This window comes from Psychrobacillus sp. FSL H8-0487 (assembly GCF_038008385.1).
Lineage (GTDB): Bacteria > Bacillota > Bacilli > Bacillales_A > Planococcaceae > Psychrobacillus > Psychrobacillus psychrotolerans.
Map to the genome: position 1 here is coordinate 1,129,152 of NZ_JBBOZA010000001.1, position 22,242 is coordinate 1,151,393.

23 protein-coding genes are annotated in these 22,242 nt (G+C 35.5%); 14 read left to right on the forward strand and 9 right to left on the reverse strand.

The genetic code is table 11. The features are described 5' to 3' along the window. Positions 1 to 142: 142 nt before the first annotated feature. Both MHI47_RS05340 and MHI47_RS05345 read right to left on the reverse strand, forming a co-directional pair. Entirely contained in the window at positions 143 to 346 is a 204-nt protein-coding gene (locus MHI47_RS05340; protein WP_093535402.1) for a YlaI family protein, read from the reverse strand. Between the two features lie 11 nt (positions 347 to 357). Next, positions 358 to 855 (reverse strand): peptidyl-prolyl cis-trans isomerase, encoded by a 498-nt coding sequence (locus tag MHI47_RS05345; RefSeq protein ID WP_340761842.1) that lies wholly within the window; start codon positions 853 to 855, stop codon positions 358 to 360. A 177-nt stretch (positions 856 to 1,032) separates the two neighbouring features. On the opposite strand from MHI47_RS05345, the gene MHI47_RS05350 reads away from it, so the two are divergent. The 3 genes from MHI47_RS05350 to pyc all read left to right on the forward strand — a co-directional run bounded on the left by MHI47_RS05350 (position 1,033) and on the right by pyc (position 5,995). After that, a complete protein-coding gene (locus MHI47_RS05350) occupies positions 1,033 to 1,314 on the forward strand; it encodes a YlaN family protein (protein WP_093535398.1) in 282 nt (93 codons plus the stop codon). A gap of 64 nt (positions 1,315 to 1,378) precedes the next feature. Further along, entirely contained in the window at positions 1,379 to 2,542 is a 1,164-nt protein-coding gene (locus MHI47_RS05355) for an FtsW/RodA/SpoVE family cell cycle protein (RefSeq protein WP_340761843.1), read from the forward strand. Positions 2,543 to 2,554: 12 nt separating this feature from the next. Next, complete coding sequence (gene pyc / locus MHI47_RS05360; protein ID WP_340829948.1) at positions 2,555 to 5,995, forward strand: pyruvate carboxylase; 3,441 nt, start codon at positions 2,555 to 2,557, stop codon at positions 5,993 to 5,995. Between the two features lie 44 nt (positions 5,996 to 6,039). Here the strand turns inward: pyc and MHI47_RS05365 are convergent, their stop codons facing one another. Beyond that, positions 6,040 to 6,951, reverse strand: coding sequence for a COX15/CtaA family protein (locus tag MHI47_RS05365; protein WP_340761846.1), 912 nt, complete (start codon positions 6,949 to 6,951; stop codon positions 6,040 to 6,042). Between the two features lie 323 nt (positions 6,952 to 7,274). Between MHI47_RS05365 and cyoE the strand changes: the two genes are divergently transcribed. From cyoE to MHI47_RS05400, 7 genes are all read left to right on the forward strand, one after another. Beyond that, positions 7,275 to 8,198, forward strand: a complete 924-nt coding sequence (cyoE, locus tag MHI47_RS05370) for a heme o synthase (protein WP_340761847.1) — start codon at positions 7,275 to 7,277, stop codon at positions 8,196 to 8,198. Positions 8,199 to 8,297: 99 nt separating this feature from the next. Further along, positions 8,298 to 9,380, forward strand: a complete 1,083-nt coding sequence (gene coxB / locus MHI47_RS05375; protein WP_093535388.1) for a cytochrome c oxidase subunit II — start codon at positions 8,298 to 8,300, stop codon at positions 9,378 to 9,380. Positions 9,381 to 9,414: 34 nt separating this feature from the next. After that, positions 9,415 to 11,277: a cytochrome c oxidase subunit I gene (locus MHI47_RS05380; RefSeq protein ID WP_093535386.1), complete on the forward strand. Its 1,863-nt coding sequence runs from the start codon at positions 9,415 to 9,417 to the stop codon at positions 11,275 to 11,277. A 2-nt stretch (positions 11,278 to 11,279) separates the two neighbouring features. After that, a complete protein-coding gene (locus MHI47_RS05385; RefSeq protein ID WP_340761848.1) occupies positions 11,280 to 11,906 on the forward strand; it encodes a cytochrome (ubi)quinol oxidase subunit III in 627 nt (208 codons plus the stop codon). Position 11,907: 1 nt separating this feature from the next. Beyond that, complete coding sequence (gene ctaF, locus MHI47_RS05390; protein WP_093535382.1) at positions 11,908 to 12,243, forward strand: cytochrome c oxidase subunit IVB; 336 nt, start codon at positions 11,908 to 11,910, stop codon at positions 12,241 to 12,243. A 156-nt stretch (positions 12,244 to 12,399) separates the two neighbouring features. After that, positions 12,400 to 13,311: a cytochrome c oxidase assembly factor CtaG gene (gene ctaG, locus MHI47_RS05395; RefSeq protein WP_340761849.1), complete on the forward strand. Its 912-nt coding sequence runs from the start codon at positions 12,400 to 12,402 to the stop codon at positions 13,309 to 13,311. 31 nt (positions 13,312 to 13,342) lie between these two features. Further along, entirely contained in the window at positions 13,343 to 13,804 is a 462-nt protein-coding gene (locus MHI47_RS05400) for a DUF420 domain-containing protein (protein ID WP_340761850.1), read from the forward strand. 110 nt (positions 13,805 to 13,914) lie between these two features. Here MHI47_RS05400 and ytvI read toward each other — a convergent pair whose 3' ends face one another. Both ytvI and MHI47_RS05410 read right to left on the reverse strand, forming a co-directional pair. Continuing rightward, a complete protein-coding gene (gene ytvI, locus MHI47_RS05405; RefSeq protein ID WP_340768670.1) occupies positions 13,915 to 14,982 on the reverse strand; it encodes a sporulation integral membrane protein YtvI in 1,068 nt (355 codons plus the stop codon). A 101-nt stretch (positions 14,983 to 15,083) separates the two neighbouring features. Further along, positions 15,084 to 15,449, reverse strand: coding sequence for a YugN family protein (locus MHI47_RS05410; protein ID WP_340761852.1), 366 nt, complete (start codon positions 15,447 to 15,449; stop codon positions 15,084 to 15,086). A 124-nt stretch (positions 15,450 to 15,573) separates the two neighbouring features. Between MHI47_RS05410 and MHI47_RS05415 the strand changes: the two genes are divergently transcribed. Continuing rightward, positions 15,574 to 16,689, forward strand: coding sequence for a CAP domain-containing protein (locus MHI47_RS05415; protein WP_340768672.1), 1,116 nt, complete (start codon positions 15,574 to 15,576; stop codon positions 16,687 to 16,689). On the opposite strand, the gene MHI47_RS05420 is transcribed toward MHI47_RS05415, so the two are convergent. After that, positions 16,690 to 17,421: an amino acid kinase family protein gene (locus MHI47_RS05420; RefSeq protein ID WP_340761855.1), complete on the reverse strand. Its 732-nt coding sequence runs from the start codon at positions 17,419 to 17,421 to the stop codon at positions 16,690 to 16,692. On the opposite strand from MHI47_RS05420, the gene MHI47_RS05425 reads away from it, so the two are divergent. Next, the gene (locus tag MHI47_RS05425; protein ID WP_340829950.1) at positions 17,410 to 18,990 is read left to right on the forward strand and encodes a UDP-N-acetylmuramoyl-L-alanyl-D-glutamate--2,6-diaminopimelate ligase; all 1,581 of its coding nucleotides are present in this window, start codon (positions 17,410 to 17,412) and stop codon (positions 18,988 to 18,990) included. The two genes, MHI47_RS05420 and MHI47_RS05425, sit on opposite strands and share 12 nt — an antisense overlap. Here the strand turns inward: MHI47_RS05425 and MHI47_RS05430 are convergent. Then, complete coding sequence (locus MHI47_RS05430; RefSeq protein WP_340829951.1) at positions 18,939 to 19,436, reverse strand: PaaI family thioesterase; 498 nt, start codon at positions 19,434 to 19,436, stop codon at positions 18,939 to 18,941. The genes MHI47_RS05425 and MHI47_RS05430 overlap by 52 nt on opposite strands. Positions 19,437 to 19,519: 83 nt before the next feature. Between MHI47_RS05430 and MHI47_RS05435 the strand changes: the two genes are divergently transcribed. Beyond that, positions 19,520 to 19,969, forward strand: a complete 450-nt coding sequence (locus MHI47_RS05435; RefSeq protein ID WP_093535364.1) for a YlbF family regulator — start codon at positions 19,520 to 19,522, stop codon at positions 19,967 to 19,969. A gap of 505 nt (positions 19,970 to 20,474) precedes the next feature. Here the strand turns inward: MHI47_RS05435 and MHI47_RS05440 are convergent. After that, entirely contained in the window at positions 20,475 to 21,377 is a 903-nt protein-coding gene (locus MHI47_RS05440) for a glycerophosphodiester phosphodiesterase (RefSeq protein WP_340829952.1), read from the reverse strand. 155 nt (positions 21,378 to 21,532) lie between these two features. On the opposite strand from MHI47_RS05440, the gene MHI47_RS05445 reads away from it, so the two are divergent. Then, positions 21,533 to 21,805: a YlbG family protein gene (locus MHI47_RS05445; RefSeq protein ID WP_090562904.1), complete on the forward strand. Its 273-nt coding sequence runs from the start codon at positions 21,533 to 21,535 to the stop codon at positions 21,803 to 21,805. A 5-nt stretch (positions 21,806 to 21,810) separates the two neighbouring features. On the opposite strand, the gene MHI47_RS05450 is transcribed toward MHI47_RS05445, so the two are convergent. Then, positions 21,811 to 22,197, reverse strand: coding sequence for a DUF7147 family protein (locus MHI47_RS05450; RefSeq protein ID WP_093535360.1), 387 nt, complete (start codon positions 22,195 to 22,197; stop codon positions 21,811 to 21,813). Positions 22,198 to 22,242: the final 45 nt, after the last annotated feature.

Consider the following 22,242-nt stretch of genomic DNA (forward strand, 5'->3'; position numbering starts at 1 on the left):
TGGTTGGTTGTGACGAACAGTCACAACCAACCAGCATCCCTAAAAAATTCTCTCGATAATCATATAGAAAACGTATATCCAAAGCCCTTCGAAAACGATAGAAACTGGTATTGACCTAAAGCTAATTTACGATGTTTAATGTTTAAAATTCATTTTCAATCAGTCGTGAACTCTTATAAAAAATGAACTTTCCGCTTGCTAGACGGCGGTTTGTTCTTTCTTCAATGCGATCATGGCACTCAGGGCACATGTACGTGTGAATTGGGCGGTTTCTGAGTTTTTTCGCAAGTGGTAAATCATCTGGAAGCTCATCTATTCGATCGCAAATCGCGCATTGTACTTTCATCTAAACATCTCCTATTCTACACGGAATGCTGTGACAAATTTGATTGGAGCATTAATATTTGTTCCATCTTTTTTTAATATATGAACAGGACCATCCTCACGTAGTGGTTTACCTTTATGACTAAATTTCAATAATAGCTTATCTAAGTCTTCTAAAGAGAATATATATTCTTCCTCAGTAGTTTCAATCACAACTTTTGTAGCATTTGGCAAAGGTTCAGAATTTAGGATAAATGGCTTCATATCAATTCCGAAAGTACTTGTCAGTGCTTTTGTCCGTTCATATTTTTTCTCTGTTTGAAGAGTTGGTGGGTTTGTAGAGCCCTCGATAATCTCTCGTGACCAATGAGCAGATGTAACTTTTGTATACTCTTCTAGTTCATCTTTATATTCATACTTCCCAGAAAAAAACTCATCCAGATCGATTTTACGATCATCAAAAATCCAAACAGTAGGGTCTAATGTAATATTAAATTTAACTGCACCTTTAACTGGTATAATAAGTTCCAACAGAATTGCCTCCTCTAAACTATCTAATCTTCATAAGTATACCTTTAAATTAAAAAGTTCTAAAGAATATTTAACTATTTAGCTAACTTCAATAAGAGAATGCTTGCAATTTTCCTCTTCAAAAGATACACTTTAGGGAGCTAAATAATTAGAAATAATAAAAATGGGGGCGTCCTCATGGATACTAATATACAAATTTCGTATCAAGAAAAAGCTTTAGAGCTTTTGAAAAAAGATGCAGAAAAAATCGCGCAGCTTATAAAAGTGCAGATGGATAATTTAATGATGCCTCAATGCCCTCTATACGAAGAGGTTTTAGACACGCAAATGTTTGGATTATCTCGTGAAATAGATTTTGCGGTAAAACTTGGACTTTTAGAAAAGAGTGAAGGAAAAGAGATTGTTGCCTCACTTGAAAAAGAAATGTCTGTTTTACATGAGATCCATACAGAAAAATAATAAAACTCAAACAAACTATCTGTTTGAGTTTTTTTTCTATCCAAAGAAATAGAGGTATGATTATATGACTACATATTTAAAACGTTACGCTAAAAACTTTGACTACCCATTATTTTTTGTATACTTAGCTTTGTGCCTTTTCGGTTTGGTAATGATTTATAGCGCCAGTATGGGGTGGGCCGTACTCAATTATGGGTGGGAGCCAGATTACTTCTTTAATAAGCAAAAAACTAACTTATTACTTTGTATTCCGGTTTTATTTATAACAGCTTTTTTTCCATATAAACATTATAAAAACAAAACAGTAATGAAACTCATGCTTCTTGTGATGTTTACACTTTTATTTTCCGTCCACTTTATCGGTGTGGGTGGAGAGAGTGGTTCGCAAAGTTGGATAGATATAGGTTTTAATGTACAACCATCCGAAATTGCTAAACTAGTAATAATTTTATATTTCGCAGGTATATTTGCAAAAAAATCAGAAAATGGTACATTAAATAAATTAAACGAATCTGTTGGACCACCATTAATCGTGTTATTTTTTGTTTTCGTTTCAATCATGATGGAGACGGATGTTGGAAATACAATGATTATTAGTTTCGTTGCTATTTCAGTAATTGCAGCAAGTGGAATTAAATTTAAATCATTTTCCAAAATAATCGGATTAATTGGTATAGTTATAGTAGCGGGATTGTTTGCCATCTATATGCTAAAAGATGCGTTGTTGACAGAACGTCGTAGAGGGAGGTTAGAAGCGTTTTTCAATCCTTTTGATTACGAGCAAGGATTTGGATATCAAATTGTAAATGGTTATATTGCTATTGGATCAGGTGGTTTAACTGGTTTAGGCTTAGGGAATTCCAATCAGAAATATGGATATTTACCAGAACCACATACTGATTTTATCATGGCTATCATAGCAGAAGAACTTGGACTAATCGGAGTATTAATTGTTTTATGTGGATTGTTTTTTATTGTTTTTAAAGCTATTAGTATTGCTTTATCTACAAAAGATCCACAAGCTCGCATGATCGCTGCGGGTATTGGTAGTATTATAGGGTTTCAAACCTTTATAAATTTAGGTGGAATGCTTGGAATTATTCCGCTAACTGGGGTACCACTTCCGTTTATAAGTTACGGGGGTACTTCCGTAATTATTTTATCGGCAGCACTTGGGATATTGATGAACGTATCTATGTTCGTGAAGCATGAAAAAAATAGACAATAAGGGGCGAATTGAATGAATAAGATTAAAAAGATTGTAGTTGCAAACAGGGGAGAAATTGCAATCCGTATTTTTCGAGCATGTACGGAGTTAAACCTTCGAACAGTCGCTATATATTCAAGAGAAGATACCGGCTCGTTCCATCGATTTAAATCCGATGAGTCTTATCTTGTTGGTGAAGGTAAGAAGCCTATTGATGCATACTTAGATATTGAAGATATTATTCGAATTGCTAAAGAAAGTAAGGCTGATGCCATTCACCCGGGGTATGGTTTCCTTTCTGAAAATGTGGATTTTGCGAAGAGATGTGAAGAAGAAGGAATTATTTTCATCGGTCCAACATCCAAGCATTTAGATATGTTTGGTGATAAAGTAAAAGCCCGTGAACAAGCAACATTAGCGGGTATACCTGTTATACCGGGTAGCGATGGTCCTTTAGATACTGTAGAAGAGGTTAAGGCATTTGGGGAAGCCCATGGCTATCCATTAATGATTAAAGCTTCTTTAGGTGGCGGTGGACGCGGGATGCGCGTTGTTCAAACGGAAGATGAGCTTGAAAGTGCATTTGAACGTGCTAAATCAGAAGCGAAAGCGGCTTTTGGTTCAGATGAAGTATATGTAGAACGCTGTATTTTCGAACCTAAACATATTGAAGTTCAAATTCTAGGGGATACTCAAGGTAATTTAATCCATTTATATGAACGTGATTGTTCTATTCAAAGAAGACATCAAAAGGTCGTAGAAATAGCACCTTCAAATTCCTTGAATTCAGAATTGCGTGATAAAATATGTGATGCAGCTGTCCAATTAATGAATAATGTATCTTACATAAATGCAGGAACAGTAGAGTTTTTAGTGACAGATAATGAATTCTTTTTTATCGAAGTAAACCCACGCATTCAAGTGGAACATACAATTACAGAAATGATTACTGGGGTGGATATTGTCCATGCACAGATTAAAATCGCAGATGGTATTGCTCTTAATAGTGAAGAGATGGGGATTCCAAAGCAAGAAGATATCCCATTATTCGGATTCGCTATTCAGTCAAGAGTAACAACGGAGGACCCTTTAAATAACTTCATGCCTGATACAGGAAAGTTAATGGTATATCGTTCGGGTGGAGGGTTTGGTGTACGCTTAGACGCAGGAAATGGTTTCCAAGGGGCTATCATCACCCCGTACTACGATTCTCTGTTAGTTAAAGTTAGTACTTGGGGTATGTCCTTCAAGGAAGCTGCTGCTAAAATGGACAGAAATTTACAGGAGTTCCGAATCCGGGGGATTAAAACGAATATCCCATTTTTAGAAAATGTCGTAAAACATCTGAGCTTCATTTCTGGACAATTTAATACGAGTTTCATTGATTCTACACCTGAGTTGTTTTTATTCCCTAATCGCAAAGACCGTGGTACTAAGTTGTTAAATTATATAGGGAACGTTACTGTTAATGGTTTCCCAGGTATCGAGAAAAAGTCCAAGCCTATCTTTGGAGAGGCTAGAACACCTAGTTTTGATCTGAGCACTGCTCCACCTAAAGGCACAAAACAAATTTTAGATGAACAAGGTGCCGATGGAGTGATTAAATGGGTGAAGGAGCAACAGGGCGTTCTATTAACGGATACAACTTTCCGAGATGCACATCAATCATTATTAGCAACACGCGTTCGCTCTCATGACATGTTCGGTATTGCGAAAGAATCAGCGCAAGGAATGCATAATTTGTTTTCATATGAAATGTGGGGAGGAGCAACTTTTGACGTTGCTTACCGCTTCTTAAAAGAAAATCCATGGGATCGTTTGATAAAAATGAGAGAAATGATTCCAAATGTCTTACTCCAAATGTTATTCCGTGGAGCCAATGCAGTAGGATACAAAAACTACCCAGATAACGTTATAAAGGAATTTATACAAAAATCTGCAGAAGCGGGCATTGACGTGTTCCGAATCTTTGACAGCTTAAACTGGATAAAAGGGATGGAAGTTGCGATAGATGCAACTAGACAATCAGGGAAGATAGCAGAAGCTGCGTTATGTTACACAGGAGACATTTTAGATGACTCTAGAGACAAATATACGGTGCAGTATTATAAAGACATGGCAAAAGAATTAGAAAGCGCTGGAGCGCATATTCTAGCGATTAAAGATATGGCTGGATTATTAAAACCTGAAGCAGCTTATCGCTTAGTAAGCGAGTTAAAGAGCACGGTTGACATTCCTATACATCTTCATACACATGATACAAGCGGTAACGGAGTATTTACTTATGCAAAAGCAATTGAAGCTGGTGTAGATATAGTCGACACGGCATTAGGGGCTATGGCAGGTCTAACCTCTCAACCGAGTGCAAGTAGCCTAAGTTATGCGTTAAAAGGATCGAACAGAGAAGTTATAGGAAATATCGATGCTTTTGAGAAAATTTCTTATTACTGGGAAGATGTCCGCAAGTATTATCAAGACTTTGAAAGCGGTATGATGAGTCCACATACGGAAGTTTATGTTCATGAGATGCCAGGTGGCCAATATAGTAATCTTCAACAACAAGCGAAAGCAGTAGGGCTTGGCGATCGCTGGGAAGAAGTAAAAGAGATGTATTCTCGCGTTAACATGTTATTTGGTGATGTGGTAAAAGTTACTCCTTCTTCTAAGGTAGTAGGGGATATGGCTCTATTCATGGTACAAAATAACTTAGACGAAGTTTCTGTCATTACGAGAGGTAAAACCATCGATTTCCCAGATTCCGTTATAGAGTTTTTTGAAGGATATATTGGGCAACCTTATGGGGGATTCCCAAAAGAGTTACAGAAAGTAATTTTAAAAGATCGTGAACCAATTACAGTGCGTCCGGGTGAATTATTGGAGCCGGTTGATTTCGAAGCGATTAAAGAAATGCTATTCCATAAATTAGATCGCCCTGTTACTAGCCAAGAAGTTCTTGCTTATACGCTATATCCAAAGGTTTTTGAAGAATATAGTGAAACAGATAAAAACTTTGGGGATGTTTCTGTACTAGATACGCCGACGTTTTTATACGGATTGAGATTAGGAGAAGAAATTGAAGTAGAAATCGAAGTTGGAAAAACGTTAATCATCAAGTTGGTGTCTATAAGTGAGCCGACTCATGATGGTAACCGTATTATTTACTTCGAACTAAATGGTCAACCACGAGAAATTTCTATTCAAGATATGAATGTAGAAGTGAGTCATTTATCAAAACCTAAGGCGGATTTAACGAATGATGGTCATATTGGAGCAACTATGCCAGGTACTGTTCTGAAGGTTGCCATTTCTACAGGAAGCAAAGTAAAAAGAGGTCAACATCTTCTTATTACAGAAGCGATGAAAATGGAAACTACAGTGCAAGCACCATTTAATGGAGTTGTAAAAGAGATTCATGTTGTTGCTGGAGAAGCAATTGCAACAGGTGATTTATTGATTGTCATGGATAAAGAATAATTAAAAGGCTGTTAGACATTTCTGTCTAACAGCCTTTATTCTTTTTAGTTATTCAATTTACTTCTGGATAACAATAGAATCATATAACAGAGTAAACCGAATAGTAAGGAGATAAATAAAGAATGTAGTAAAGCTAAGTAAAGATTAAGTTTAGTTAATACAACTAACATACCGGTAACTACTTGGCACGAAACTAATATTAAAGAGATGGTCCATCCCCAGTAAATTGCGCGTTGCTGTTTATAATTTCGCATTACATGAATCGCAATAATGAGTATCCATATAAATATTAATCCTGCAGCAGCTCGATGTCCCATTTGGACCCACTCGTATAAATTAGTAGGAAGAGCAAACTGGTCATTATTGCATAAGGGCCAATCGTTACATATGAGACTAGATTCTGTATGTCGTACTAATGCGCCGGTGTAAATAACAATATAAGAATAAAGTGTTACACCAATTGTATGGAATTTTAATGTTTTGCCGATTCTAATCTTATCTGTATCAAACTTGCGATCAATCTCAAAAATTAATAAGGTCAGTAATAACACCGAAGCAAAAGAGATTAGAGAGATTCCAAAATGAAGAGCCAGTATAAAGTCACCTTGTCCCCATTTTACCTGGGCAGCACCAATTAATGCTTGCGCTACTAAGAAAAAAACTGCCATTGCTGATAAAAATTTTGTTTCTCGGACATGTCCAAGTGCTTTCCATGCCCAAACTGCAAGTGCTACGATTAATATACCAACAGCACCTGTAACTAGACGATGAGAGAATTCAATTAATACTTCAGCTGTTATAACATCAGGTATAAGTTGTCCATTACAGCCAGGCCAGTGTCTACCGCAACCCATACCACTATCGGTCTTAGTAACTAATGCTCCTCCTAATAGAATGAGCAGCATACCTACTGTAGAAGCAACAGCTAACCATTTTAAAATTTTATGAATGTGCATTACGCCACCTACTTTGTGTATCTTGCTCGTCTTGAAAAGACGGTATCTGCTTTTTGATGATATCGAATCGCGATGGAAAATACAATGTATAACCTTCAAACTAATATACCTAGTTATAGTTATTCACAAAATGTTCATAAATTCGTACTCTAACTTTCACAAATAAAATCTAGAAATGATTTACTATTGATATGTTCTGAGTATAAAAAAACTATCTAAACTATATTTATGCGAAAATTATCATTAACTGTAGAAATTAAGAAAGATTTTCGTTATAGTAAAAGGTAGCGGAATATGCTTACAACTTTGAAAGGAGGGGCAGCATGTCAAATGGTCATTCTATTACCGCGACTAATGAGAGGGAATCTGAACAAATTAATAATACTTTTTATCAAGATTTTCTATCGCTCATTAAAATAGGTATAGTTAACTCTAACTTATTTACAACATTTACTGGTATGTGGCTAGCATTTCAATTTACGGATCGAAACTTTCTTAGAGAGTTAGACATATTATTTTATACGCTAATTGGATCAGGCATGATTATCGCAGGTTCTGCAGCTATGAATAATTTTATCGATCGTGATATAGATCCTGTCATGAAGAGCAAAAAAGGTAGACCTACAGTTACTGGACGTTTTAGTCCAACATCAGTGTTAATAACTTCGTTTTCACTAATGATTGTAGGTGAAATATTGTTGTTTATGGCCTCTACTTCAGCTGGAGTTTGGGGACTAGCAGGAATCGTCAGTTACGTTGTGTTATACTCGATGTGGTCTAAACGAAAACATGTGAGTAATACTATAGTTGGCAGTATATCTGGCGCAATACCGCCGGTGATTGGATGGGCAGCTGTTGAACCTAGCTTAGGTTTTGGAGCATTAGCTTTATTTTTAATTATGTTTGCATGGCAACCTCCACACTTTTATGCGCTTGCGATGAAGCGCACGGAAGAATATCGTGCTGCTAATATTCCCATGCTGCCTGTAGTAAAAGGTTTCAAACGTACAAAAGTGTCAATTCTTTTATGGATTCTATTATTATTCCCATTACCATTTTTATTGATGGATTTAGGTGTACTATTTGTTGTGTTGGCAACAGCACTTAACTTGGGGTGGTTATACTTCTCTATAAAAGGTTTCCGTGTGAAAGATGATATCAAGTGGGCGACAGGGATGTTTATATATTCCTTAAACTATATGACGATATTATTCGTAGCTATAATTATTTTTTCTATCTTTATCTAATTGCTGGAATTCTTTCTTTAGTCAACAAGAATTCATATAAACAGAACCACAGTCCAAAGAAACATGAAAACAACTATGAAAGAGGGGTTTGATTTAGCTATGATGAGAGGGCTTAAAAAATGGCGACTTTTTTCACTGTTAGCAGCTCTAACGATTTTCTTATCGGGTTGTGGCGAAGAATACTTATCAACGCTTACACCTGCAGGACAAGTCGGAAGAGATCAATTTAATTTGTTATTACTATCATCTGCTATTATGGCTTTAGTTATTATTGTAGTAGTAATTATTTATGTTGTTGCACTAGTGAAATTCCGTCGTAAAAAAGTTGGGGAAGATGTTATTCCTAAACAAGTAGAAGGAAGTCATACGCTTGAAATAGTATGGACAGTTATTCCAATATTACTGTTAATCGTTCTGGCTATTCCAACTGTTTACTATACGTATAAACATGCTGATGTAGCTGCAATGGATCAAGTAGACGAAGAAGGTAACAAAACAAATGTAACAGTAAATGTTACTGCTAAACTGTATTGGTGGGAATTTGAGTATCCAGACCTTGGAATAGTTACATCTCAAGAGTTAGTAGTACCAACTGATCAAAAAGTATTTTTCAATTTAAAAGCTGCTGATGTGAAGCACTCCTTCTGGATTCCTACAGCAGGTGGTAAAATGGATACAAACGTAGAAAACGTTAACCAGTTCTATTTAGAATTTGATGACGCATCTGCAAGTTTAGAACAAGGTGTGTTCTATGGTAAATGTGCGGAACTTTGTGGACCGTCACATGCTCTAATGGATTTCAAAGTTAAAACATTGGAATCAGACGATTTCAATGCTTGGGTTGAATCTATGAAAACTACACAAAATGTTGCAACAGATGATCTTGCAACAGAAGGTGAAGAAATCTTTAATACTAGCTGTATAGCTTGTCATGCTACTTCAGGAGCAGGCACTACAGGTGGAGTAGGACCAAACTTAGCTACTTTTGGTGACCGTAATCGTGTTGCTGGATTTATGGCTCATGATGAAGAAAACTTAAAAAAATGGATTAATAATCCTCAAGAGTACAAACCGGGTAACTTAATGCCTCAGCCAGAAGCTATTAACGATGGCGAAAAGTTTAGTGAAGCTCAATTAGATGCTCTTGCAGCATACCTAATGGGACTATCTGTAGAAAAATAAGTTCCACAGATAAATTATGAGGGAGGTTAAAGTTGTGAGTTCTATCGCAAAGAAAAAAGGCTTTGGCGCAACTTTATGGGACTATTTAACAACAGTAGACCATAAAAAAATTGCAGTCATGTACCTTGCTGCCGGCGGTTTGTTCTTCGTAATCGGTGGTATTGAGGCAATGCTTATTCGTATTCAATTAGCACAACCAGATAATGATTTTGTTAGTGCTGGACTGTTCAATGAAATTATTACAATGCACGGAACAACGATGATTTTCCTAGCGGCCATGCCGATATTATTTGGATTTATGAACGCCGTAATGCCACTTCAAATTGGTGCACGTGACGTAGCGTTTCCATTTCTAAATTCACTTGGATTTTGGTTATTCTTGTTCGGTGGTATTTTCCTTAACCTATCTTGGTTTATGGGAGGAGCGCCTGATGCGGGATGGACTTCTTACGCATCATTATCGCTAGCGTCTCCTGGTCATGGTATTGACTTTTATGCACTTGGACTTCAAATAGCCGGTGCTGGTACTTATATAGGAGGTATTAACTTCCTTGTAACGATCATTAATATGCGTGCACCAGGTATGACATACATGCGTATGCCATTGTTTACTTGGACTACATTTGTAGCTAGTGCATTGATATTATTCGCATTCCCACCACTTACTATTGGTTTATTTTTCTTAATCTTAGACCGCATGTTCGGTGGTAACTTCTTTGATCATACAATGGGTGGTAATACGATTATTTGGGAGCATTTATTCTGGATTTTCGGGCATCCTGAAGTATACATCTTAATATTACCTGCGTTTGGTATATTCTCAGAAATATTTGCTTTATTCTCACGTAAACGTTTATTCGGTTACTCTTCTATGGTTTTTGCAACTGTATTAATCGGTTTCTTAGGCTTCATGGTTTGGGCTCACCATATGTTTACGGTTGGTTTAGGACCAACAGCTAATGCTATTTTCGCAGTTGCTACTATGGCAATCGCTGTTCCTACTGGTATGAAAATATTTAACTGGTTGCTTACGATTTGGGGAGGAAGTATTAAAGTTACAACTCCAATGCTTTATGCGTTAGGATTCATTCCTTCATTCGTAGCAGGTGGGGTAACTGGTATTATGCAAGCAGCAGCTCCGCTTGATTATCAATTACATGATTCATACTTTATCGTTGCTCATTTCCACTATGTAATCGTAGGTGGGGTAGTGTTAGCAATTTTAGCAGCAGTACACTTATATTGGCCTTTAATGTTCAACCAAATGTTAAGTGAAAAACTAGGTAAATGGACGTTCTGGTTCTTCTTTATTGGATTCCATTTAACTTTCTTCATACAGCATTTCTTAGGACTAATGGGTATGCCACGTCGCGTATTTACGTTCGGAGCAGATCAAGGTTGGGATTTATTCAACTTAATCAGTTCAATTGGAGCTGCATTCATGGCAGTGGGAGTTATTATTCTAGTAGTGAACATTATCATAACAGTTGTTAAGAATGTACCTGCTGGCAATGATCCATGGGAAGACGGCCGTACTTTAGAGTGGGCTATTCCTCAACCAGTTCCGTTTTATAACTTTAAACAAACTCCACTTGTTCGTGGATTAGATACATTCTGGATTGAAAAACAAGAAGGTAATAAAGAAGGTATGACATATGCAGAACCACTTTCTGATATCCATATGCCTAACAATTCAATCATTCCAATTGTTATGACTTTCGGTTTGTTTATCGCTGCATTTGGAGCATTATATAACGGTGAAAAAGATTGGGCTATTCCTGTTATAGTATTAGGTTTAGCAATTACACTTGGTTCTATGGCTGTTCGTTCTATAAAAGATGATCATGGATTCCATATTCACAAAGAAGATTTAATGAATGATAAAGGGGGTAAATAATAATGGACTTTAATAAAAAGTACACCCCACAAACTTGGCCAGATCATCCTGAGCAAGTTACTTTAGAAGGTAAGAATAAGTTTTTAGGTTTTTGGTTATTCCTTGGTGGAGAAACTGTACTATTTGCAAGTTTGTTTGCTACGTATTTAGCGCTTAAAAACAAAGGCCCAAGTGGGATGGAATTCTCTACTAACACACTATTCGAATTACCATTAGTATTTATTATGACGATGATTCTATTAACTTCATCGCTAACTAGTGTGTATGCAATGTATCATATGAAAAACCATAATTTTAGAGGTATGCAAACTTGGTTGGCTATCACAGTTCTGTTGGGATTAGCATTCTTAGGTTTAGAAATTTATGAGTTTAATCACTATGTACATTTAGGTTTTCATTATGGACAAAGTGCTTTCTCATCTGCATTCTTTACGCTTGTAGGTACTCATGGATTGCACGTTGTAATTGGACTAGGATGGATTATTCTATTAATGGTACGTAATGCAAAACGTGGATTTAGTTTGTATAATGCACCAAAATACTATACTGCTTCCCTATACTGGCATTTCATTGATGTAGTTTGGGTGTTCATCTTTACAGTAGTATACTTGATGGGAGTTGTTGGTTAATATGTCACACGACGCTCAAGTTTATGTGAGATCTCAAACAGAATTTGATTATATTAAGCAAAAACGCAAAAAGGATATGCGTAACCAAGTTACTACTTTTGGGATTATGATATTCTTAACTTTAATTTCTTTTACAGCAGTAGCTGCTGGATTTTCTGTCTATCTAATCGTTCCAGTGATTTTATTACTTGCTGCAATTCAAGTAGTGTTACAGCTTTACTACTTCATGCATATGAGTGAAAAAAATCATCAGGTAGTTGCGTTTTTCTTATACAGTGCTGTTTTGTTAGCTTTCACTTTTATCTTAACTTTCCTTACTATTATTTGGTGGGGTTAAACAACTTAAAGCCGAGACAAAGTTAAAAACTTTGTCTCGGCTTTTTTTGAGTAAAATGATATTTGAAAATAGGGAAATGTCATAGTTCGTTCATTGAAGTTATTGGGTTTGACCTATATAATAGAGGAAGTTACCTAAAAAGGAGCGATGATACTTATGCCTATAAGTATATTTGGATTCCAAGCATTGTGGAGCCCTATAATGATTGGTGTTATAGTATTTTTAACTATTTTATATTTTTTAATAACGGTCAAATGGCGAAATGACTTTAAAGTATCAGAGCCACTAAAAAAGAAAGAGGCTGCTTATTTTCTAATAGGTATAGTTCTTTTATATATTGTGAAAGGTTCACCTGTAGATTTAATGGCACATATAATGTTCTCTTTCCATATGGTTCAGATGGCATTATTGTTATTGTTAGTTCCGCCATTACTGATGAAAGGTATTCCTTGGTGGGTTTGGAAAGTAGTAATAGAATTGCCAGTAGTTCGTAAGGTTTTTCCAATATTAACAAAGCCATTACTAGCGCTTATAGTATTTTCTGGTTTGTTTTCGATTTATCACATTCCTTTGTTATTTGATACTATCAAACTGGATGAAGGACTACATGGCACATATACGTTTATCCTGTTCATCTCAGCAGTTTTCATGTGGTGGTCTATTATAGATATTGAGGAAGTTACTCAACGACTACATGGTTTAAAGAAGATTGGCTTCATAATAGGCAGTGCAGTCTTAATAACTCCTGCATGTGCGTTAATTATATTTACTGGGACACCTTTATATGATACGTATACGAATCCAGATGTTTGGTTGAAAGCAATGGAGCTATGTGTACCTGCAAGTACATTAGCAGGACTATCATTGAGTGGACCTGAATTATTTTCTAATATGTCACCTATCGATGATCAACAACTGGGTGGAATACTGATGAAAATCGTACAGGAAATAATTTATGCTGCATTTTTAATGTCTATTTTCTTCAAGTGGTATAAAAATGAACAAGATAATGCAGATGAAATCACACAAAAAGCTCTGGATGATTTAAAAGTCCAAGCTGACCTTTAAACTTAATAAAGTTATTCGAGGAGAATGATTAATGAATTTACCGGTTCTACCAACTATAAGTACATTTTTTATCGTGTTAAGTGCGGTGTTAGTTGCAATAGGTTGGGCACTTATTAAACAAAGAAAAATTAATGCCCACAAAAAAACGATGACTGCTGCTGCAATTTCGGCTTTACTTTTCTTCATCATCTATGCATCGCGAACTATTTTCATCGGAAATACAGCTTTTGGTGGTCCTGATGACATTAAAATTTACTACACTATCTTTTTGATATTCCATATTACATTAGCAACGACTGGTGCAGTTTTTGGCCTAGTTACTTTATACTTAGGTTATAAAAATAACATTAAAAAGCATCGTAAGATTGGGCCAATCACCAGTGTTATTTGGTTCTTTGTTGCAATAACAGGGGTTGCTGTGTATTTATTGCTATACGTATTCTATCATGGTGGAGAAACTACCTCAGTTATTAAAGCAATAATAGGCGGATAGATAAAGAACAAAACAAAAGGCAACGTTCTTATGGATTTATTCCATAAGAACGTTGCCTTTTAAAGATCATTAGAGTAGCTGCATTCTATTTTGCACTTTTACTTAATCATTTAAACCTTAAAATTTAGTTTTAGCATGCCGGACTCTTTTGCAGTGATAAATATGATAACAACGAGTGGACCTATTAAAAATCCAATAAAACCGAAAAGCTTTGCTCCGATAAACATAGCTATAAGGATTGCTAATGGAGATATACCCATTTGGGATCCCATCAACTTTGGTTCCACTGCTCTACGTATTATTAGTAAAACGACAGCTAAAATAGCCAATTTGGTTCCCATCACCATGTCTCCAGTTAAATAATGATAAATAGCCCAAGGTGCTAAAATAGCTATTGAACCTAATATAGGGATGATATCGATTATCCAAATGACAACAGCCATTATTAAAGCATATTTTGGTGTAATAATAAGCAGTAGCCCAAGGAATGCTGCACCTAAGATGATGAAGCTTGCTATAATTTGGGCTTTCATAAATCCAATAGCCACTTTTTTTATACTAGCAAACATAAATCGTACTTTACTTGCAGTATTATCAGTTAAATAATAAAAAAACTTTACTTGTAAATTATGCAAATCTAACATAAATAAAAAAAGAGCAATAATAAAAACTATAAAACTAACTAAGAAGTTTGGAATATTCGTCAGCAATGCAGTAATATTGCTATAGCTAAGTATATCTAGCAGGGCATCTCTCATACTTTCTAGTGTAGCGTCAAATTTATTTTGAATTGATTCTACTACTTCTTTAGGGAGTCCTTCTGTATATCGAAATAAACTGTTTTGCATATCAATCCATAATCCAGTCCAGTTATTAATATATGTAGGAATAGTCTGAGAGGTATAAATAAGCTGGCTAAAGAGTTTTGTTATTATTAAGTATAAAAGTCCGGAAATGACACTGATAAAAAGAGCAAAATTTGTTATGACTGCAGGTTTCCGCTTCCATTTAAATGTTTTTTGAGTGAACTTTACAATTGGCTCAATTATAATAGCAGTCAGTAATGCGAGTATAATAGGTATGGAAACTGGAAGGATAAATATTATTAACAACAAAAGAAAAATGCTTACAAAAAGATATTTTATATATTCCTTTTTAAAAAGATTTAAGACCATCATACACTCCTTTTCTATCGTTTATTAACAGTATAGACAAATTAGTAAATTTTGAACAGAAAAAACGCAAGAGAATGAAACTCTTGCGTTTTAGGATATTCCTATTATGCGTGAATTTCAAAAGCAGCTAACTCTGTTTTTACTGCAGCTAATGTTTGTTCACTTGATTTTAGTAAATGTTTTGGGAAAACTTCATTTTCACCATATTCAACACCATGAGGATAATAGTGTTTTCCTATAACAGGTTTTAAAAGAGTAATGTTCGCATCATGAGCACCTACATCGCCATCTTTTGTAAAACCAAATACTCGAAGATAAAAAGTACCTTCTTTGATTATATACTTTTTATCATATGTTACACGTTCATAATCCCATTGACCTGCACGAACTAAACCATGCTTTTTCATAAGATCGTCTAATATATTTAGATCAATGACAGTGTTTTCTATACCAGTGTTTTCGAAATACATTAAATTGTCCTCCCTCACGTTCATATTCCAAATAGAATCTGTTCCTACTAATATTAATGCAAATTTCATAATGTTGCAATGGTAACATTGTGTCTTTCTAGTTAAGCTTGGTATACTAGGAGAAATGGGGGAAGAAAAAGGTGAAAAAGATATGATGAATAATCTAATTAGAATTGTTATCGCTATAGCTATAGTACTAGTGATATTTATATATTTTGATAATCCTGTACATGAAAATAAACTGATAACTGGTTCCAATAATTCAGGTCAAGTAATTCCTGATACTACTCCGGAAGTTGTGGAGGTGGAGACAGTATTTACACGTCCTAAAGATGGCATTTCAACATTAGTAGGAGAATCGGCCCAATCGGTTGTGGAGATGTTAGGAAAACCAACTAGAACCGAGCCATCAGCATTTGGTTATGAATGGTGGGTGTACAATCAATCTCTTACAACTTATTTATTAATAGGTATAGAAGGAGACAAAGTAACTCAAGCCTTTGCAGCTGGAAAAAATGTAGAAGTGGCTCCATATAAAATTGGGCAACAACTAGCTGATATATATCGATTTACACTAGTACAATCGGAAATTACATTTTCCATAGATTCAAATACGTATACTTTTACACTTTCGGAAGAGGACATAAACAATAGAATACTAGTTCAGTTTGATAATTTATTTGCTATGTTATACATTGATACAGAAAGTCAACAATTAGAAGCAGTGAGATTTACAGATCCAAAGACTATTTTGTTACATAAGCCATATGATATTTTATATAACGGAATCATGGTAGAAGCAAAAACTCCCGACTCTCTTTCACAAGTAGCAATAGATCGTGCCAATGAGCGTCAAATTTATGAACTGACAAACGTATATCGTTATCGGAATGGTCTCCAACTTTTAGTATCTGATAATGAATTGCAAAATATAGCGATGGCTAATAGTGAAGAAATGGCTAGAAACAATATTGTGGCCAATGAAAAATTTGAAGTATCTAAGTTTAGTGATCAATTGAAAGAATCATCCATTGAATTTTCTAGTGCTGCCGGTAATACAGCTGCTTTTTACTTTGATGCTGGGGAAGCTGTAAATGGTTGGTTGAACTCTAAAGACCATCGAGAAATCTTATTAGGTAAAGACTTTACACATACTGGTATTGGGGTATACGGTAGCTATTATACTCAAAACTTTATCGAACGAAAAGCAGTAAATACACCCAAAAACATACCTCAATAATTAGTTAGAGACAAAGGTACCTTCACTATCCAAATACAAAGACCGAATATGCAAAGGCACTTGATGAAGAGCAGCGAATGTAGCTGCTCTTTTTTGTATGACTTCGATTGGCTCATCAATCTTTTCTTCAAGCTCTTTATAAGTCATAAAAGGAATAAGTTCCACATTGTCACTAGTAAACGGATCTGACGTCATTATACCAGGTACATCTTTATAAAATTCAACTACATCTGCATTCAAATGATAGCCATAGACTACTGCTGTTAAATCACTACCTCCTCTTCCTAATGTAGTGAAATTATGGGTGCTTTCTGAAAAACCTTGAAAACCAGGAACGATAACACAATGGAAATTTTTAAATGCTTGGTTTACAGAACTAAGATCTACTTTCTTTATAAGAGCATTTCCATACGTATCGTTCGTAATAATGCCAGCACTTTTCCCATAAAGAAGAGTAGAAGATATTCCTTGCGCTTTAAGTTCTGTTGTTAATACGGCACTCGAGATTAGTTCTCCACATGCGGAGAGTAAATCAGTTTCAATACTACTGTCGTTTAAAGGAAGCAAATCTAAAAGAGTATCAGTTGCATAGGGCTTTCCTCTACGTCCCATTGCTGAAACAACGACAAGAACCTGTTGATGGGTATTAATTGCTTGTTGGATTCGTTGTATTACTAATTGTCTGTTCTGATGATTTTGCATGGCAATACCGCCAAATTTTTGAACAATCATAATCTCAACCACTCTATTCGTGACATTTCAAACACTCCGTTCATACGATACAGGGAATTCATTTTACTGTATGCGATTTTACAAGAATGGTGTAGGGAGTGTGGTACTATTTATCCGTTAAACGAACTTTTAGAAGGATTAACATATAGGATTATCGGTGACTTTTCAATATGCCGTAAGAGCAAAATCATCAATTATTCAAAGCAAATTAAAGAAGGGGATATTTTTGTTTCCGAAAGAAATAATCTTCGCATTATTGATGAAGCAATTCAACTAGGGGCAATTGCAATAATTTCAGAAGTTTTTATAGCTGACTGCAGTGTTCCTCAGATTATTATTCCTTCGGATTTGGACCGGTTAAAGCAGAAAATTAGTGAAAAAACATACGAACTATATGGAACCAAAATGAAAACTGTAGCAATAACAGGTACTAATGGTAAAACAACAGTTGCATCTTTCATTGCTCAATTACTCATGCAGCAAAGGAAATCGGTTTGTGTAATCGGAACATTAGGCGTGTTTATAAACGGTAGGCAGTTGAAGCAAAATTTTCGAAATAATACTACGTTGCCATTTTATGATTTTATCCAAATTGTTCAGCATTGTTACAAGCATTCTGTTGAGTTCATTATATTAGAAGCATCTTCTCAAGGATTATTGGACAATCGATTGGGAAGCTATCCAATCGATATCGGTGTATTTTTAAATATTGGAAAAGATCATCTTGAATTTCATGGGGGAATGGTTCCTTACAAGAAATCAAAAGAATTACTCGTCCCGTTATGTAAAAAACTAGTAGTTAACGCAGATGACGAATGGTGTAGATCAGTAGCAGAAAATTCTTTTTTACCTATTACTAGTTTCGGTATAGATACTCGTAATGCGGTTGCTTTTAAACAGGAAAATGAAGCAGAAGACGAGATAATATATAAATTTAAGGTAAAGAACGAAGAGATTGAAGTGCGAATGAGAAATAGTGGATTTTATAACGGGATGAATCTCGCTGCAGCACTTGCGTCGTTATGGACTTTGAATATCCCGCTACAAAATATAAAACCAGTAACACTTCCAACTGGTAGATTTCAACAAATTGATAACCTTAAGGGGATAAAAGTATTCATCGACTATGCGCATACTCCCGATGCTCTGGAAGTATGTCTTACAACTATTAAATCCTTCGCTAAAAATAATATTTACGTTGTTTTTGGATGTGGAGGAGATAGAGATAAGAAAAAAAGAAACGAAATGGGGAAAGTTGCGACAACTTTTGCAACAAAGGCTATAATCACCTCGGATAATCCGCGTAGTGAAAGTCCAGCAGATATTATTAAAGATATTGTAAGAGGATTAGATGTACAGAAGTTTCAAATAGAACTAGATCGCAAAAAAGCTATTATATATGCTTTACAAATGGCGCAAGCAGGGGATACCGTGTTAATAGCAGGAAAGGGACATGAACAAGAGCAAATTTTACATGACCTTGTAGTCCCTTTTTCTGATCGTGATGTAGTTAATACCTATTTTGAAGAAGAGGGCGGGTTAATCACAAAAAATGATCCAGTAGCATAAGCTATTTTTCTTCCATCCGGTTGTGTTACCGTACATTCCATAACTATCGTTTGACGACCCTTATGTAGATATTTAGCAGTTGCGATTAAGGTTTTTTCTGTTGATGCTTTAACATAATGAATTGTCATATTCGTTGTAACTGCACCTTTGCCCTCAGGGTGTAGATCTCTGTTGATTAAAAAACCCATCGCATTATCGGAAAGTGTAGCAATAATACCGCCATGAGGCATATTGAAACTATTATGCGAGATTGGAGTTATTGGCATCGTGACAGTACATTGGCCTTCGTCATACTGGGTGTCCATTTGAAATACAGCATTTAAGTATGTAGGTGCTTCATTTTGTTGTTTTTGTTGAATCGCATTTAGAAAATCATTTACTAGGCTAAGTTCCTGTTCTGATGCATTTTCTGTCACTGTTTCAAATAAATTTTGTAGTTTGTTCATTATTTTCTCCTAACAATAAGTTAATAGTTTGGCATTTATTTTTACTTTTCTGGTATGATTAACAAGATTGGAGGTTAATCAAAATGATTATGACAAACGAATGGGTCGAGATAATGGATCAATCGGATATATTATGTACTATGATTCTTTCCTCTGAACAATTTTATCAATACTTAGATGCACATCGTGCTGTATATACAGATACATCTTTAGTAGGTGAGGTTAATAGCTTCACTAGGCTAAAAGAGCAATACGAAGAGGTTCAACGTTTCGGGAAATACCATCCTGATTATTCGAAAGTTATGAAAGACATCCGAGTAACTAAACGAAAATTAGATATGGTAGATGCAGTGGCGAATTTGAAAGTCGCTGAGAACGAATTGCAGGACTTACTGGACGAAGTGAGTTTATTAATTGGTAAATCTGTTTCAGAAGGTGTTAAAGTTCCTGTTAGTAACCCATTTTTTGCTTCTTCGGGTTCTAGTTGTGGAAGTGGCTGTGGTACAGGTGGATCTTGTTCTTGTTCAGCTTAAAGTTTCAAAAAGATTAGATGTGTGCATAAAATGCACACATCTTTTTTTTACAAAGAAATAAAGAGTCAATTTTATAATTATGTAATTAGTAGTATAATTCGAATAAAGTTGACTTCCACTCCAGGCGGACGCTTTCCGCGGGCACGGCTTCAATCTCCTCGTCACTGCGTTCCTGCGGGGCTTTCAGCTCGCGCTGTTCCCGCTGGAGTCGCCACCTTGCGTTCCAATCAACAATGATTGATTAAGAAGTGTAACCTTATAAACACTGTAATTTCTTCTGCACTGGACGCTTTTTGGTCCTAGCCTTAGTTGGGCACTACTATCTCAATTGATTGCAGTGTAAGGTGGCGACTCCAGCGGGATGAGTGAGACAGATGAGATATCACAACGACGCGAAGCGACGGTGATGGCTCATCGCTCACCCCGCGGAAAGCGTCCACCTGAAACGGAAATCAATAGAGGTGATATATATTATAGTTGAATCATACTTCTTCTAATTTAGAAACTAATCTAATTTCAAAACTTCCATTGCTAAGTCGGGTCTGTCGGTAATTATTCCTTTAGCGCCATTGCTGATAAGTTTTTTCATCACTTCTGGATCATTAATTGTCCAATAGTGAACAGGGATATTTAATGAATTCAAAAACTTTATAAATCCAGGATTATCAAGTGGAAATACATTTGATTTGACTGGAATCTGAAAAACATCTGCCTTTGGATGATATAGATGTTTTAGTTTGCTTGAGTATGCTGTATAGGCTTTTCTTACTTCTTTTTCACTGGCAGCAATTGCAACCGAGTTTTGTGCATATAGGTTAAATCTATCTAGTTGATCATCATAAAAACTCGCAACCACAACTCGATCGAATGCTTGATGTTCCTCTAAAAGTCTCCAAAGTTTTGAAGGCATTAAACTACCTTCATAGGTATTGGGTGCATCTTTCATATCCATATTGATAAGCATCTGTGGATATGAAATTAATAATTCCCCTAAAGTGATAATCTGTTCTCCACAATTTTTGTAAGAAGGAACTCCTTCAATATCTAAAAAATGATGCCCAAGATCTGCTTCTTTCAATTGGGCTAACGTATAATCAGATATTCTACCAGTAAAGTTAGTAACTCTGTTTAATTCTTCATCATGAAATACAACTATCTCTTCATCTTTTGTCAGTCTTATATCAATTTCAAAACCATGGACTCCAAGTTTGGCGGCTTGTTCAAATGCAGAAGGAGAGCATTCGGGTGCAAGAGCGGAGCCCCCACGATGAGCCAATATAATAGGTTGTTCATATTCCAATGCTTTTTTGGTGGTACGACTTTCGGGTTTAGAAAGTACTTTAGTACTAGCCCATGCTGCACCTGCAGCAGCAGCAAGTGCGAAAGCTACATTTGATTTTTTACCCATAGTTTCAATTCCTCCTTAAAAGAGTAAAATGTTTTTTTAAAAATATATAGGCATTTTCCTATTATATCTAAAGAACACAAAACTGTCAGTTAGTTGTTGTTGCTATCAAATTCCTCCCTATGTTATTCTTGAGAGGAAGAAATGAGGGGAAAAGTATGACAGAAAGACAAGGACTAATTGTCTATGTACATCATTTAAAACAAGCTAAATCCTTGCGAAAGTTTGGTCACGTTCATTATATTTCTAAAAGACAAAAATATGTCGTATTATATTGCGATCAAGATCAAATTGACGCTGCTAAGCAAAAGATGAACAAACTGCCTTATGTCAAGGAAATTTTAGAGTCATATAGACCGTTTTTAAAAACTGAATTTGAAAATAGTAAACCAGATAAAGCAAAAGAATACGATTACAAAATCGGACTGTAACTAGCCTATTGAAGCGGTGGTATTAAATTGTTTAAACGTAAGATACCGATTATATACTGATAATATAAATTAACATCCACATAGATGGAAGAATGTTTTATATCGACTGTTACAGGTTGGATAGCTATTTCGTTTAAAGCTTCCTTAAAAATACTGAGTCGTTTAGATTCTTTTTGGGTTTCAACAATACCCTCTCGACATATATATATGGGAAAGAAATTTGCAGTATTTACTGGTTTTAGAGCAATTGCTATGGAAAAATATTTTATATCGTCTTTAGTTGAAGAAAATATAAATGCTTGGTGTATACGCTCTTTGTTTACTTTTGCGAGTTCACATAGCTCGTAAATATCGCCATAACCTTCGCCTAGTTCTATAAAACGTTGGATCAATTGAAAACACTTCCTTTCTCATATATCTTACCACTTTGTTGGAGG